At 49.2% G+C, this 14,518-nt stretch carries 13 protein-coding genes; all 13 read right to left on the bottom strand.

Going from position 1 to position 14,518, the window contains the following annotated elements; translation table 11 throughout:
* Positions 1-21: 21 nt before the first annotated feature.
* The 13 genes from HZU72_RS18380 to HZU72_RS18320 all read right to left on the bottom strand — a co-directional run bounded on the left by HZU72_RS18380 (position 22) and on the right by HZU72_RS18320 (position 14,458).
* The gene (locus tag HZU72_RS18380) at positions 22-789 is read right to left on the bottom strand and encodes a glycosyltransferase family 2 protein (protein WP_180094746.1); all 768 of its coding nucleotides are present in this window, start codon (positions 787-789) and stop codon (positions 22-24) included.
* A 12-nt stretch (positions 790-801) separates the two neighbouring features.
* Positions 802-2,208: a mannose-1-phosphate guanylyltransferase/mannose-6-phosphate isomerase gene (locus HZU72_RS18375; protein WP_180094744.1), complete on the bottom strand. Its 1,407-nt coding sequence runs from the start codon at positions 2,206-2,208 to the stop codon at positions 802-804.
* Positions 2,209-2,295: 87 nt separating this feature from the next.
* On the bottom strand, positions 2,296-3,270 hold the full coding sequence (gene fcl, locus HZU72_RS18370; RefSeq protein ID WP_180094742.1) for a GDP-L-fucose synthase: 975 nt from the start codon (positions 3,268-3,270) through the stop codon (positions 2,296-2,298).
* A gap of 2 nt (positions 3,271-3,272) precedes the next feature.
* Complete coding sequence (gene gmd, locus HZU72_RS18365; protein ID WP_180094740.1) at positions 3,273-4,391, bottom strand: GDP-mannose 4,6-dehydratase; 1,119 nt, start codon at positions 4,389-4,391, stop codon at positions 3,273-3,275.
* 135 nt (positions 4,392-4,526) lie between these two features.
* On the bottom strand, positions 4,527-5,069 hold the full coding sequence (locus HZU72_RS18360) for a WcaF family extracellular polysaccharide biosynthesis acetyltransferase (protein WP_180094738.1): 543 nt from the start codon (positions 5,067-5,069) through the stop codon (positions 4,527-4,529).
* A 172-nt stretch (positions 5,070-5,241) separates the two neighbouring features.
* Complete coding sequence (locus HZU72_RS18355) at positions 5,242-6,492, bottom strand: hypothetical protein (RefSeq protein WP_180094735.1); 1,251 nt, start codon at positions 6,490-6,492, stop codon at positions 5,242-5,244.
* A gap of 185 nt (positions 6,493-6,677) precedes the next feature.
* The gene (locus HZU72_RS18350) at positions 6,678-7,847 is read right to left on the bottom strand and encodes a glycosyltransferase (RefSeq protein ID WP_180094733.1); all 1,170 of its coding nucleotides are present in this window, start codon (positions 7,845-7,847) and stop codon (positions 6,678-6,680) included.
* 127 nt (positions 7,848-7,974) lie between these two features.
* A complete protein-coding gene (locus HZU72_RS18345; protein WP_180094731.1) occupies positions 7,975-9,207 on the bottom strand; it encodes a glycosyltransferase family 4 protein in 1,233 nt (410 codons plus the stop codon).
* On the bottom strand, positions 9,204-10,157 hold the full coding sequence (locus HZU72_RS18340) for a glycosyltransferase family 2 protein (protein WP_180094728.1): 954 nt from the start codon (positions 10,155-10,157) through the stop codon (positions 9,204-9,206). The genes HZU72_RS18345 and HZU72_RS18340 overlap by 4 nt, the downstream gene beginning before the upstream one ends.
* A gap of 135 nt (positions 10,158-10,292) precedes the next feature.
* A complete protein-coding gene (locus tag HZU72_RS18335) occupies positions 10,293-11,279 on the bottom strand; it encodes a glycosyltransferase family 2 protein (protein WP_180094726.1) in 987 nt (328 codons plus the stop codon).
* Positions 11,279-12,079: a hypothetical protein gene (locus tag HZU72_RS18330; RefSeq protein WP_180094724.1), complete on the bottom strand. Its 801-nt coding sequence runs from the start codon at positions 12,077-12,079 to the stop codon at positions 11,279-11,281. Before HZU72_RS18330 ends, HZU72_RS18335 begins: the two co-directional genes overlap by 1 nt.
* Before the next feature lie 50 nt (positions 12,080-12,129).
* Entirely contained in the window at positions 12,130-13,194 is a 1,065-nt protein-coding gene (locus HZU72_RS18325; protein WP_180094722.1) for a glycosyltransferase family 4 protein, read from the bottom strand.
* A gap of 250 nt (positions 13,195-13,444) precedes the next feature.
* Entirely contained in the window at positions 13,445-14,458 is a 1,014-nt protein-coding gene (locus HZU72_RS18320; RefSeq protein ID WP_180094720.1) for a glycosyltransferase family 2 protein, read from the bottom strand.
* Between the last annotated feature and the right edge of the window lie 60 nt (positions 14,459-14,518).

The raw sequence follows: 14,518 nt of genomic DNA, 5'->3' as shown, positions 1-14,518 counted from the left end.
ATGCCGGCCTTGAACGCCGGATCATGCTGAATCCCCCTTCCCCCTCACACCCAGGAATTGAGGCAGCTTGGAGAAATTCTTGTAGGGCAGGGCTATCAATGGATTGACACCATTGTTGCGCATCGCTTTGATGTCTTCCGATGATTTCCGCAGGATTGCTTTCAGACTACCGTTGCTAGCACCACCCACGCGCATTTTCACTAGCACTTCCGGTAGGTAAACGACGCTAAACATTTCGCTGCTCAAATACCGCAGTAGCGAGTCGTAATCGCCGGAGATACGATAGGCAGGGTCAAAGCCGCCCAGATCCTCATAGAATTCACGACGCATGAAGAAACTGGGATGCGGGGGCATCCAACCTCGCTGTAGCTTGCGTCGGCTGAAGGTGCCGGATTTCCAGTAGCGGATTACGCGTTCCGTATCATCGGCATCCACATACTGAAGGTCGCCATAGACCGCCCCCACGTTGGGATCGTTGAAGCACGCCGCCACCCGGCGAAGTACGTTATCATGGGCAAAAAGATCATCGGAGTTAAGAAAGCCGATCACATCGCCGCTCGCTCGCTGGAGGCCCTTGTTCAGGGCGTCAAAGATGCCGCGATCAGGTTCGGAGATCAGCACATCGCCGTCACCAAGCGTCTTACTCGCGATAGCCACGGAAGCATCCTGCGAGGCTCCATCAATCACCAAGTGTTCAATGAAGGGCCAGCTTTGGCGCTTCAGGCTTTCGATGGCCTCAGCGATGGTTTTCTGACTATTGAAACAGGCGGTGATGACAGAAATCTTCATGAACTCATATCCTCAGCAGCGCCCGTAGCGGTCGATAAAGCGCACAATGTCATCTTCGCCCAAGTAGGAGCCCGACTGGACTTCGATTAGCTCCAAAGGGATAACGCCAGGATTCTCCAAGGAGTGTACGCGGCCGATGGGAATATAGGTCGATTCGTTCTCGCTCACCAAATAGGTCTCGTCGCCACGGGTCACCTTGGCAGTCCCCGAAACCACCACCCAGTGTTCGGCACGATGATGATGCATCTGAACCGAGAGCTTAGCGCCCGGCTTCACAGTGATGTGCTTAACCTGATAGCGTGAGCCTAAATCGATCCTGTCGTAGACCCCCCAGGGCCGGAAGACTTCGCGGTGATTCTTATGCTCGTCGCGCCCCTCGGTCTGAAGCTGCTCTACGATGCGTTTGACCTCCTGCACGCGATCCTTATGGGCCACCAACACCGCATCCGTGGTTTCGACCACGACTAGGTTATCGACCCCAACCGTGGCCACCAGGCGATGACTGGCGTGCACCATCAGATCGTGTCCCTCGTGAATCATCACATCCCCGTGAGTCACATTGCTCTGAGCGTCCTTCTCCCTGGCCTCCCATAGAGAGGCCCAGGAACCAATGTCGCTCCAGCCGGCATTCAGCGGCACCACGCTTGCATGCTGGGTGCGTTCCATCACCGCGTAGTCGATGGAGTCCGCCGGGCAGGCTCGAAAGGCATCCGCGTCCATCCGTGTGAAATCGAGATCCTGACTCGCACCGGCTAGCGCCGCACGGCAGGCCGCTACGATAGCCGGTTGGTAATGCTCTAACTCTTCCAGGTAGCGACTGGCGCGAAACAGAAACATGCCACTGTTCCAGTAGTAGTCGCCGGTGGCCAAGTAATCCTCGGCAGTGGCACGATCGGGTTTTTCGACGAAGCGTTTAACCCGAAAGCAGCCATCGCCCTGCCCTTCGCCGCGCTGGATATATCCATAGCCAGTTTCTGCACGGAACGGCACAACGCCGAAAGTAACCAGTTGCCCCTGTTTAGCCAAAGCCAGGGCTTGGGCCACGCTTTCATGAAAGGCGACCTCGTCAGCGATCAAATGATCCGCCGCCAGCACCAATAGCAATGTCTCAGGCGATTTCTCAGCGACCTGCAGCGCCGCCAGGGCAATCGCCGGGGCGGTATTGCGCCCCTCCGGCTCCAGCAGAATTCGAGCATCGGTGATGCCCAGCTGGCGCAACTGCTCGGCCACCAGGAAACGGTGCTCCTCGTTGCAAATTAGCAATGGTGCCGTATGCTCGAGTGGCGCAAGGCGCTGTAGGGTTTCTTGTAGCATGCTGCGCTCACCGATCAGCGGCAGGAATTGCTTGGGAAACTCTTGGCGCGATAACGGCCACAGTCGTGAACCACTTCCCCCGGCCAGGATGATGGGTGTGATCATGGTGAAACTCCTAGGTCGAGAACTCATGCAGAGATTGGTTCGAGAAGCCTGTGCGAAGGCTTTGCGAAAAACAGTGCGGAAGCTGAATTAGCTACGAAAAAGGTTCTGGTTGGCCAGAAACCATTGATAAGTATCCTGCAAGCCATTTTCTAGCGATATTTCCGACTGCCAGCCAAGCCCCTTGAGCCGTGAGACATCCATCAGTTTACGTGGGGTGCCGTCGGGCTTGCTGGCATCAAAGCGCAGCTCACCAGTAAAACCAATTACCCGCTTGATCAACTCGGCCAACTGGCGAATAGTGCAGTCCTCTCCAGTGCCTACGTTGATATGCGATAGCATCGGCTCAGTATTAGCAGCGTAACGGGCGTGATCCAGTCCCATCACATGGACACTAGCGGCGGCCATGTCATCGACATGCAGAAACTCGCGCATCGGCGATCCACTACCCCAAACCACCACTTCCTTCTCATCGCCTTCCTTCGCTTCATGTAAGCGACGCAACAGCGCTGGAACCACATGGGAATTGTCGGGATGAAAATTGTCGTTCGGCCCATAAAGATTTGTCGGCATTACGATGCGGTAGTCACGGTCGTATTGGCGGTTATAGCTTTCGCAGAGCTTGACCCCAGCTATCTTGGCGATAGCGTAAGGCTCGTTGCTAGGCTCCAGCTTGCCAGTAAGCAGCGCATCTTCGTGTATCGGCTGTGGGGCTAGCTTGGGGTAGATACACGACGAGCCCAGAAACAACAGCTTGTTGACACCCGATTGATGGGCAGCGTGGATGATATTGGACTCAATCATCAAGTTCTGATAGATAAACTCGGCAGGATAGGTATTGTTGGCATGAATGCCTCCCACTTTTGCCGCGGCTAGATAGACTTGATCGAATTTGTGCTCCTCGAAAAATGCCGACACCTGTGCTTGGTTGGTTAGGTCAAGTTCATCTCGCGGGGCTGTCTTTATATCGGTATGGCCTTGCGCCTCCAAATGCCTCACGATGGCGGAACCAACCAGGCCACGGTGCCCAGCGACGAATATCTTAGTATTGAAAAAAACGGCCATGATCACCCCTCCACCGCGACAGGAATATCGTAGCCGTGCTCCTTGAGCAGCGCATGGCGCTGGGCAATTCGAAGATCTCCGGCGATCATCTCAGCACACATTTCTTCGACGATGACTTCCGACATCCAGCCCAGTTTGGCCTTGGCCTTGGACGGGTCACCCAGCAGCGTCTCTACTTCGGCCGGACGGAAGTAGCGCGGATCGACGCGCACAATGACATCTCCCACCGTTAGGCCCGGCGCCTTGGTACCGGAAATGTGTTCGACGACGGCACTCTCTTCAACGCCCTGCCCTTCAAAGCGCAGCGTCAGTCCCAATTCTGCGCCACTCATGCGAATGAAATCACGAACCGATATTTGTCTACCTGTGGCGATCACGAAATCTTCGGGGGTATCTTGCTGCAGCATCATCCACTGCATGCGCACGTAGTCCTTGGCATGCCCCCAGTCGCGCAGCGCGTCCATGTTGCCCATGTACAAGCAGGTTTCTAGTCCTTGAGCAATATTACTCAGGCCTCGAGTAATCTTCCGGGTGACAAAGGTTTCTCCACGACGTGGCGACTCATGATTGAAAAGTATGCCATTGCAGGCATACATGCCGTAGGCCTCCCGGTAATTAACCGTGATCCAGTAGGCATAGAGTTTGGCAACAGCATAGGGCGAGCGGGGGTAGAAAGGTGTTGTCTCGCGCTGGGGAGTTTCCTGTACCTCACCGAAAAGCTCAGAGGTCGAAGCCTGATAGAACCGAGTCTTCTTCTCTAAGCTCAACATGCGTATCGCCTCCAGGATACGTAACGTACCCAGTGCATCCACGTCCGCCGTGTACTCGGGAGCTTCGAAGCTTACCGCCACATGTGACTGCGCCGCCAAGTTATAAACCTCATCCGGCTGTACTTGCTGGATAATCCGCGTCAAGTTAGTTGAATCCGACAGATCACCATAGTGCAGTACAAATTTCTGGTTCTCGACGTGTGGATCTTGATATATATGATCTACACGCTGGGTATTGAATAGAGATGCTCGGCGTTTGATACCATGCACCTCGTAGCCTTTTCCAAGCAAAAACTCTGCGAGATAGGAACCATCTTGGCCCGTCACTCCGGTAATTAGGGCTTTCTTCATAGTAGAGACCTCATTTAAATTATTTATCTAAAAAAACGACTGTTAATAAACAGCTCGCAATAAAAACCAATAACTTAATAGTCATTTTTCGTTATTACAGAAAGATGGATAAACCTTAAAATAAAGCTATGAAGATTATTCTTTCTTCACCCTATGTTTGATGGCTTCAGCAGGTTGGCCTGAATAAATCGTCCATTCCCTCAGAGATTTTGTGGCAATTGAACTAAAACTTAAAACTGCCCCTTGGGCTATAACTACGCCAGGTGATATGCGACTAAAAGCAGCTAACCAAACCTGATCAGCTATCTCAATTGGCTTCGTAATAAGTTTAAATGATAGTGAAGACCACTCATGACTACCGGTACATAAATACACACCTTGCGATATACAAACATGGCTACCAATAGAGACAGAATCCAAATTATCAATCCATACCTGCTCACCGACCCAGCTGTAATCTCCAATATGAAGTTTCCAAGGAAACTTCACCACCACACGAGGTTTAATAATGACCCCGACGCCAACTTTAGCGCCAAATAAACGCAATAATGTAACCCGCCAAAGAGAACCTGGTAGCCAAGTAGAAAAAAAAAGGCCTGATACAACAACCCATATCAGTTCTTTGACTTTTCTTGCACCACGATCAAACTCGCCGTTGTCATACGCGTCTAATTCCATTAAATAAAGACCCCTTATCTTGGTGGCATTCAATCTAGAGCGACATGTTTTTTTAAATTACGCGAATTGACTAACAAATGGCACACTGGGTGACTGTTAATCGACACTGACAATAGGTTGGGTTATAAATTAAATCAGAAGGGGCCATCTTTAATTGTCGGCCAAAGAGTTACTACAACACGCTCTCTTTGTACATTGTGAGCCTAGCGACACCCACACCGGCGAACAGCACCATGAACTGTATCGTTAGAATCGTAAAACTCTGTATGGTCAGAAACAGCAGCGCGAAGGAGAGATAACTCTCACCCACCTTGCGTAGGTTGAGTATTAGCCATGTGATGGCGGCATAGAACATAACCGTTGCCGCTCCCCCAAAATCAAAGACCATTTCCAAGAAAGTGGAGTTGAGCGGCAGAAGACCTCCATACGCATTGATACCCACGCCCGCACCGTATTCACCGAACAAGGTAGAGAAGTACTGCCCTAACCCGACACCAAAAAAGGCCGCAATGGGATAACGTTTCAAGTAGTCCCAAGCATAGAATTCTTGTCGGTAGACCTGGGTACCATCCAAGCCTATTTCGATCTCCTGTTCGCGACGCACATAGCCCTGCTGGATAGCCTCGAAGATCTCCAGTTCAGGGAAGAAAGCGCCCACTAGCACTACTAACGCCACTAGCGGCAAGGTGTAGACAACGTATTTTGTCGCAAACGATGGGTAGAGCAGCAGTGCTATACAGGTAAAGAGAAAGACCGATAAAAAGTAGGAGCCGGAGAAAGTGAAGAGGGACATGAAGAGCGTTCCGTAACCAACCCACTTCAGTCTTCGCTTCCACCTGGGCCACATGCGGGCCAGAAACAGGCTGGCCATCCCACAGACGAACAACACATAGCCCAAGCGCTTGGGTTCGTTGGCGAAGCTGTTTACACGCAGAACACCATATTCATAAGCTACATCGACGCCAGTGGTACCACGGACGATGCCACGCAAAGGTAATCCACCGTAAACCGCAAAAATTTGATAGGCCGCGTAGGCGGCCAGTATTGCACCGGTTACCACCAGCCCCTTGAGGAATATCTCATAGGATTCAGGACGACGTGCCATCTCATATGAAAAGGACATTAATGCAAAGAGCCCTGTGTAATAAATCACCCTTATGGCTGCCCGGCTTCCGTCAGAACCGGCTACTAGCGCATAGCAACTCGAGGAAAAGAATACTATGAGAAAAAAAAGCATTATTGGCTTTGCAGATGATGCAACGCGCAATTTTCCATTGAGCAAGACCCGTCCCGCCAACAACATCGGCACCGTTTGCCAAAGTGTCATCAAGGTCACGAAAGGTATGAAGAAGTAGAGAGTCAGTGCCGCGGGCATCCAGCCCATCAGGCGGACAGGATAGGTAGCCAGAAAGTAGAGCGCCATGCCCGTCCCTGCAAGAACAATCAGAGGGTCAAGCAGAGTATATCCGATAGGCATTTTTTAATTTAAAACCTCAGGTTTTCTAGTTTACTTGGCTATCGGTCGGGCTATATAAAACTGTCAATAACCTCAAGAAGCGCCAAAACGGCGCCCCTTGATGTGCGCAGAACTCGAGAAGTAGCGCTGGCTCAGTCGTAGACACTCTCCGGTTTCGACCCGCGACCAGCAACCCAGTTATGTACGTCGCGCATCTTTAACGCCACCTGCTCCAGGCTAAAAGCCTGGCTGACCCAGATACGGCCCCGCTTACCCATCTCAGCGAGTTTTTCAGTTGGTTGAGATAGCGCTGTGCGCAGGGTATTTGTCAGTTGGTTCTGATCAAGGTCAATCCACCAGCCGCAACCATGGTCAGTGAGCCCAGCCCACGGGGCATTGGTAGTGGTAATCACTGGGGTTTCTTGTGCTAGCGCCTCGACGACCACCAAACCGAAATTTTCTGCATGGGTCGGTAAGACGAAGAGATCTGCGTCACGGTAGAGTAACTGCTTGGCGTCGCCATGCACCTCTCCCACGAAGCGAACCCGGGGCAGGCTCAGCTTTGCTACCAACTGCCTTAGTTCAGCTTCATGGCCTTTCTCATCGATGCCAGCGATGACCACCTCCCAATCGGGAAAGTCAGCATGAAGCGCATACCAAGCAGTAAGCAGGTAGCGCACACCCTTCTTACGGTGGATACGGCTGAGAAAGAGGATGGAGCGCAACGCAGAGTCAGTTCGCAGGGCAAGGTCGGGCAGATCGATTCCGTTAGGCACGATAGCAATGGGGTTCGTCAGTCCCATGTCGCGAAAATGCTGCGCCTCCATCTCGGCAGTGGCACGCAGTGCACGCGCCTCCTTTAAGTGGGCAAACTCAAAAGCAATCCAGGCGATGTGTTTCTTCCAGGCAGAGTTGCGCCGCGCCCACGGATCCAGCATCCCTCGTGGTGTTATCATATAAGGACTGCCCGTCCTACGCGCATGGCGCAGGCTAACGAGCGAGGGATAGGTCCATAGCCCCTGCACGTCGACTAAGTCAGGAGCCAGTTCCGCAATGGCCTGAGTCATTTTCGGAGCATACTGCCCAGCCTGCGGGCCCTTCACAGGAAAGGCGAACACTCTTGGCCCCCAGCTCTTTGCACTGTCAGGGTTGTCTGGGTCTAACGTCCCCATCACATGCATATCCACCCCAGGCAGCTGGTCGATACTATGTGCAAGACCCGGCACCGAAACTGCCAGCCCGCCTGCCGCTGGCGAAAGCTTCGAGGTCAGTAACAGCACTTTGAGCGACTGTTCGCACTGGCCAATGGGTGTCTGGCTCATTCTGAAAGATACTCGTTTACCAAGGACAGCAAAATGTCGGCCAGCATGATCGGGATACGATCATTCGCTAATTCCAGCTGTAGCATAAGGGCTCCCGGATTGAACGCGATCAGGCGTTGTATCCTTCTCATATGCGCTCAGCTACATAGAAGCTCGGTTTCTGGAAGAGAAGCCTGTCGTAGTGTTCCAGCAGAGACTTGGCAGCGCGAGTCCACGAAAAGTGCGCCTTTATATACGCCGCCTGCACGTTGGCATCCTGCCAGCACTCCTCCTTTACAAAGTAAGCGATTGCCTCGGCCAAAGGCCGTGGCCCACTTTTTACTTGAATTCCATTACTCGCTTTGATGATGTCAGGTAACGCGCCTGCACGGCAGCCGATGACCGGCAAGCCCACTGCCGCCGCGTCTAGCGCTGTCAGGCAAAACCCCTCCTCAATCGAGGGTTGCACATAGATATGCGTCCGATCATAGAGTTCACCCAGATCAGCCAAGGGGACCGCATCATGCAAGATCACCCGTCCTTCGAGTCCTAGGTCGGCCAAATCCCGCGAAATGCGGTCACGGTAACCTTTTACTCGACCAGACGGGCCAGCCACTTCCCAGATAAAATCAATGTTCATATCGCGAAGACGTGCTGCCGTATTAGGAATGATGTGCTGACACTTGTGTGGGGCATAGCCGCCCACGGTCAGAAGGCGCACAGGGCCGACCGGGCGGCGCGTGACCGGCGGCACCATCAGCGCCTGAAGGTCGGTAGTCGGACCATGGCCAATTACCCCCACCTGGTCACCCACCACAGGGGTCAACAGCTCTTGCACTTGCTGTGAAGGGCAGATGTAGAGGTCGTAATCATGCTTTTTCAACCGACCCCGGTTCTTCAGTGTGACCACCTGCAGGCGCAGCGCCTCCTTAATGCGTGCAGGCAAGGGGGCGTTTGGGGCCACTTGTCGGCACTCCAGAGGTGGAACGTTATGCACCGTCGCCAGGCAGGCTACTCCCCCCAGCCTGAGGCGTTTCGTATCAATCACTTCCATAACAAAGAGACCGAATAGAACGTGCAGTATGTCGGGCCGATTAGGGCCTGCCAGCCGCTCGGCGGCCAGGGCATCAACCTGTCGACAGAAATCGTAGCGCTGTTCCCGGCTCGGGTCGCCCTTAGCCGGGTAGCCAGCATCGAGCCAGTGCACTGCATAGGGAGGCTCGGCCATACCTTCGGGCAGCCAGTGCTTGTCCGCTGGGCCGGGAACCAAGAGTTCCGTTTCTACGCCGCTCTTGGCCAAGGCACAGAGAGTCTCGTGCACGTAGTTCACGGTTCCCCCCACGCGAGGGTAGTAATGTTCACTTACAGCGAGCAGTTTCATCCCTGTGCCCCTCCTTTCGGGCGCCCCTTTAGTCTTCGGTATAAACCTTGCGCTGCGAGAACCATGCCCGGCCTACCAAGGTCGCGCATCAAGCGCAGAGGTAAGCGCATATCCGGCCGGTAACCGGGCGCCAGCCGGCGAGCTTGGGCCAACAATGCCTGCGCCTCGCTAGGAAATGCCGTCCAATAGTTCATGGCTACCTTGTCCATACGCTGCGCAAGTGCCTCAGCGACTTCGACTGGTAGCTGTTCGACAAAGCCATTTACAACCTTCTCGCAAACACGGATGCGTGCCTGCATCTTTTTTATGTCGTTATCGGCGGAGACCCGTGACTCGGCCTGATGATGAATGTAGAGATAGTGCACCCCCTCTACAGGAATGAAGTGGTAGCCGCTTCGCAAGATACGGAGAAGCAGATCACCATCCTCATCGGTGACCAGGCTTTCGTCGTAACCGTTTAAGCTGGTGAGTAAGTGACGAGGAAAAAGCGCGCCACAATGATGCAGAAAGGGACGAACAATCAGTCGACGAAACTGAACATCCGGGTCAGGCGGTAGATCACACCAACTTTCATTCACTAACACTCCACCACCTATGAAAACGTGTTTCGTAGCGGCGAAAGGGATCGCCCTGCCCTGCCCTGTTGCTGCCAATAGTGCAGCCAGATGCCCTTCATCCAGCTTGTCATCAGCATCGAGGAACTTTACCCACCTTCCCCTCGCTACAGCGAGGCCAGCATTGCGTGCGGCTCCCTGGCGGCAATTCTCTTTTTGGCGAAGCAGGCGTACACCTTCGGGCAACGTCGAGAAGACTGCGTCAAAGTTTGAGCCGGAGCCATCATCGACCACGATCCACTCTGCATCCACACCCGCATTTGCGGCCATACTTTCATGCAATGAGATGAAGTCGTGCGGTTTAAAGGCAGGGACAATGACGGAGATTTGCGGCATGTTTTTACCGTTGATCCTATAAAATTACTGGCATGTTATAAAAGCTAGCATTAAATATAAAAGCCAATACATACCCTCATGCCAAAAGACTAACAATATCGCTAAGAAACCGCTAATTAATAAATAAACTCAATATCAATGCATGAGAGATTTCAGCTGATGTGCCAACCTCTCTTTACGATCTAGCCCTATTATCCGACTTAGAAAAATATGCAAGGGAGGGCCTTCAGCGTATGGCCAACCTGCATCTTTTCGATAATCTTTAATTTCCTTTTTAATATTATAAAGACGGTTCCTTGCAGCCAATCTCTCTAGTGAGTGAGTAGCATAGGAAAATGCATTATCAATTTCGTCACATCTCATTCCTCGTTTTTTTAATTGTTCATAAATATTTGAAAAAACATAAAAGCTATCTCTTAGCTTCGTTTCATCCAAAGAATTACTGATACGACTTTCACCATCGTGACACCAATAAATACCTGCCCCACAACTACTTATAGCCACTTTATCAATAGTTAAAGCAGCTCTTAAAACGATATCGCCATCTTGATTTTTCGACAACGACTCATTCCACCCCCCCAGACGTCTTACAGCCTCAGTTTTCCACAAAATGGAGCAGGGTGAAACATACCGCCCACGCACCCAATCAGCTATAAAATTTGTAACTTTATCATTACGGGGCAAGGTTTTTGAAATACGTTCGCCGGTATCGTTTATCATAACCATTGGTGCAATAGCGAAAATACTTCGGCTATCTTTTAGTGCCGAGACCAAACCCTTCAGTGTCCCAGTATCTAGATAGTCGTCTGCATCCAAAAACATCACATAAGGAAAAATGGCAAGTGAGAGGCCACGGTTACGTGCAGCACAGGCGCCTTTATTTGGTCCTGACTTCCAAACATCTACTGATGGCAGAGATTTAATCAAATTTATACTCCCATCCGTAGACCCATCATCAATTACAATAATCTGAACATTCACTCCCTCTTGTTGTTTAAGGCTATCAATAGCACGCTCCAAATACGCAATAGCATTAAAGCACGGTATAACAATGCTTATACTGCTATCATCAACACTCTTGGTTGAAGACTGGTCTATCGACATAAAATCAGTCGTCGGCATCAAAGCGTCCACTCCCAGCCTCGAGCTAAGAACCCTTTATGCAGCTCGTCCAAGTTTTCCACTAACTTTTCAGGAGATGTATTATTAATCTTTTTTAATTTTGTTGAAACAGTTCTTTTTTCCAACCCCAACTCTTCAAGTACTTTATCAATTGTTTGTTGATGGCATTCTGTTCGCTCTAAATCCCTTTCGTAGGATATTTTGATGTGTGGCAGGCCCTGGAGAAGAGTATTTTCTTCATCTAAAAGTAAGCGATGATTATCATATCGATCAAAGAATTCTTGTGGCGGAATGCGTAACACATGCTTTTCCTCCTTATCATCAGTCTTGTGATAACCTCCTCTTGCGACAGCTAAGTAATTTGATATCATTTTCATGATAATATTTTTTCTTTGAATATGAACTATGAACCACCCATCCTCACACATTGCTTTCAGAAATAACCGTACATTAACAGGCCGCTTCCGATCTTGCCCCAGGTGATTCGGTTTAACGTGTAAAATGATATTCTCATCATCAAACTGACGACCAAGCCCCCTAATATAATGTATTGGCCAAACCACTTCTCTTGTGACAGTATTTAGCACTTCATGATAACCAACAAAATGCCCAGTAGAACACATCAAATGTTCAAATAATGTTGTTCCCGACCGGCCTTGACCATAAATGAGAACTTTTTTCTTTCTCTCACTTTCTCCGGCATTTTTAAGACCAGCTGAATAGGCCCTGATCTCTCTCAAGTGCAGAACAAGGCTTGTACGAAGCCTTAGAAATGGGAGTTGCTGCTTTAGACTAGACATAATGAAATATTTAAACCCAATATTAAGAAGCAATATTTACAGCACAGGCCTCATGATTGATAAAGCTTTTCAAATGACTTGAGCATAGTATCAATATTAAATCTATCGCGAACGAAATCAGACCCGGCTCTACCGTGAGCTAAACGCAACTCTCTATTATCAGCATAAGTTGCAATCGCTTCTGCTATGGCGCTTACATCTTTTGGCTTAACGAGTATGCCGGTAGTATCTGGTAGCATGGATTCGGAGACACCACCCACATCTGATCCTATTACAGGAAGGCCTGTCGCTTGGGCTTCAATAAAGGCTACTCCCTGCGTTTCAACCCGGCCTGAAAGCGCTACAACACCTGTTAGTGCAAATATATCTGAAGCAGCTAACTCATCTCGTACATACGACGGCGGCCGGGAACCAAGAAGAGCCACATTTTCTTCCAATCCCTTTTTTTGAATTTGGCTTTCCAATTCTTTTCTGGCTGGGCCTTCACCGATAATATTTAACTTTAAATCTATTCCTAAATTTTTCACTTCACACACTGCATCAATAAGGTAACTGTGCCCTTTCATTTCATCTAAGCGTCCAATCGAGACGAGTTTTATCGTATTCTGAACACGGCTAGAACGGTCCACAAACTGGAAACAGCTAAGGTCTATACCCATGGGTATCTTGAAAACTTGCTCTTTACGGGCGCCAAGTTCGATAAGACGTCGTTGCATAAAAGAAGAGCCGACGGTGTGCTTCCAATCTCGTTCGAACAACTCGCGGTAGATAGCATCACCTCGAGAGGTAGTTAGCATATTTGCATCATAGCCATGCCAAGTGACCACTGTGGGCTTATCCCAACCTATCGCAGCAAGGAATGCAGCAGTATGTCCGAAATGAACATGAATTTTTTTTACCTCATTAGATTTGAGGTAATCACACATGCGCCTTGCCTCCAACATTTCTGAGCGCGCCCACGGACCTTGTCCATTCCAATAACGGATCGTGGCAGGAGTGAAGAGCATATATCCTACCATTTGGATTAATCGCTTGAACCGATTACTAGACCACGCCCCCCAATAGTTACGCTGCACGCCAAGATTATCGATTGCATCCAACTCATCACTCGTCATACCCAACTCTACGTTGCTTGCCAGAGTGGAAACATACCAACCACGGCTAGCCATACCACACACATGATTTTGAACAAACGTTTGGGAACGTGCAGGAAATGATCCAGTGACAACGTGTATTGAACAGTTACTATTGATCATTTTTAAAGCAAACCATAGGTAATGAATATAGAATCAGTGAATGACTCACGTGTAACGAAGGCTTGTACATTCTCTTACACACATAAAGCTATTACACAAACAAAAGCACTTACACACCTTTAATATAAAATGATTTTAATATTTTTTTAAAATGCTTTTTAAGCTTATCAACTTTACTGGCGTTAATATTTTCTTGCTTTTGGAATGAATGAATAAGTGAATACAAACCCGCTGGATAACTACAAGAAAAGCTAATAATACTTTCTTTCAGATTGTCATTATAGCTATATAGCTCATCAACAGAACCAACTTGATAATCATTGAAACAAAGCTGACTCGAGTATAGCCTCGTGACTTCTTCTTTTTGGGATGTTGTTAAATTACTGTAAACTTTAAGACATTCCGCATAAGCATCAATAATTCTTACGAAATGCTTAGCCTTATTTTTTCCTTGGGATGCGCTTTCTGACCTTAATAAATAATAGTATAAAAAATTACTCACTACCGACACACAAGCAGCTTCAGAAAAACAACCGACATTCACAATGTAATCTTCAGACGCATCAACTTTTCTATCAAGTATAATTGCACCATGTTTTTTAATCAGCTCAGCTTTGTATAATTTATTCCACAAAACACCGGATCCAAAGCGTCGACTACAGAAATCTTCAAAGATATTTGCTTGCTGACAAAATGGTTTTGAAAAAAACACCTTACTACCCAATTTTACACCCGATTCAGTCACTTTTTCAGCCCCGCATATAGCAATATCGGCGTTATTCTCTGTTGCAGATTCCAAGAGAATTTCGACCATTTCGGGTGCTATACGATCGTCACCATCGACAAAACCTATAAAATCGCCTCTTGCTTCACGAATACCTTTAGCCCTGGCGGCGTGGACACCTACATTACTCTCAAGGTCTATTACTTTTACGCGAGCATCTTTTTTAATTATCTCCAATATTGCATCGTACGTTCTGTCAGTGGAAGCATCGTTAATCACCAGTACTTCAATTTCCGAATAAGTCTGGTCAATAACTGAGCTTAAACAATTATATATATAATTTTCTACATTATAGGCAGGCACAACAATGGAAACTAATTTAGTTTTTATCACTTTCATCTATACGTCCCGCAAATTTTTATCATTAATAGAAGAAATTAAACTTACCCTGTCATTACA

Source organism: Vreelandella sedimenti (assembly GCF_013416325.1).
Taxonomy (GTDB): domain Bacteria; phylum Pseudomonadota; class Gammaproteobacteria; order Pseudomonadales; family Halomonadaceae; genus Vreelandella; species Vreelandella sedimenti.
Note: the sequence above shows the minus strand (reverse complement) of the source record. Positions and strands in the feature narration are given on the sequence as shown.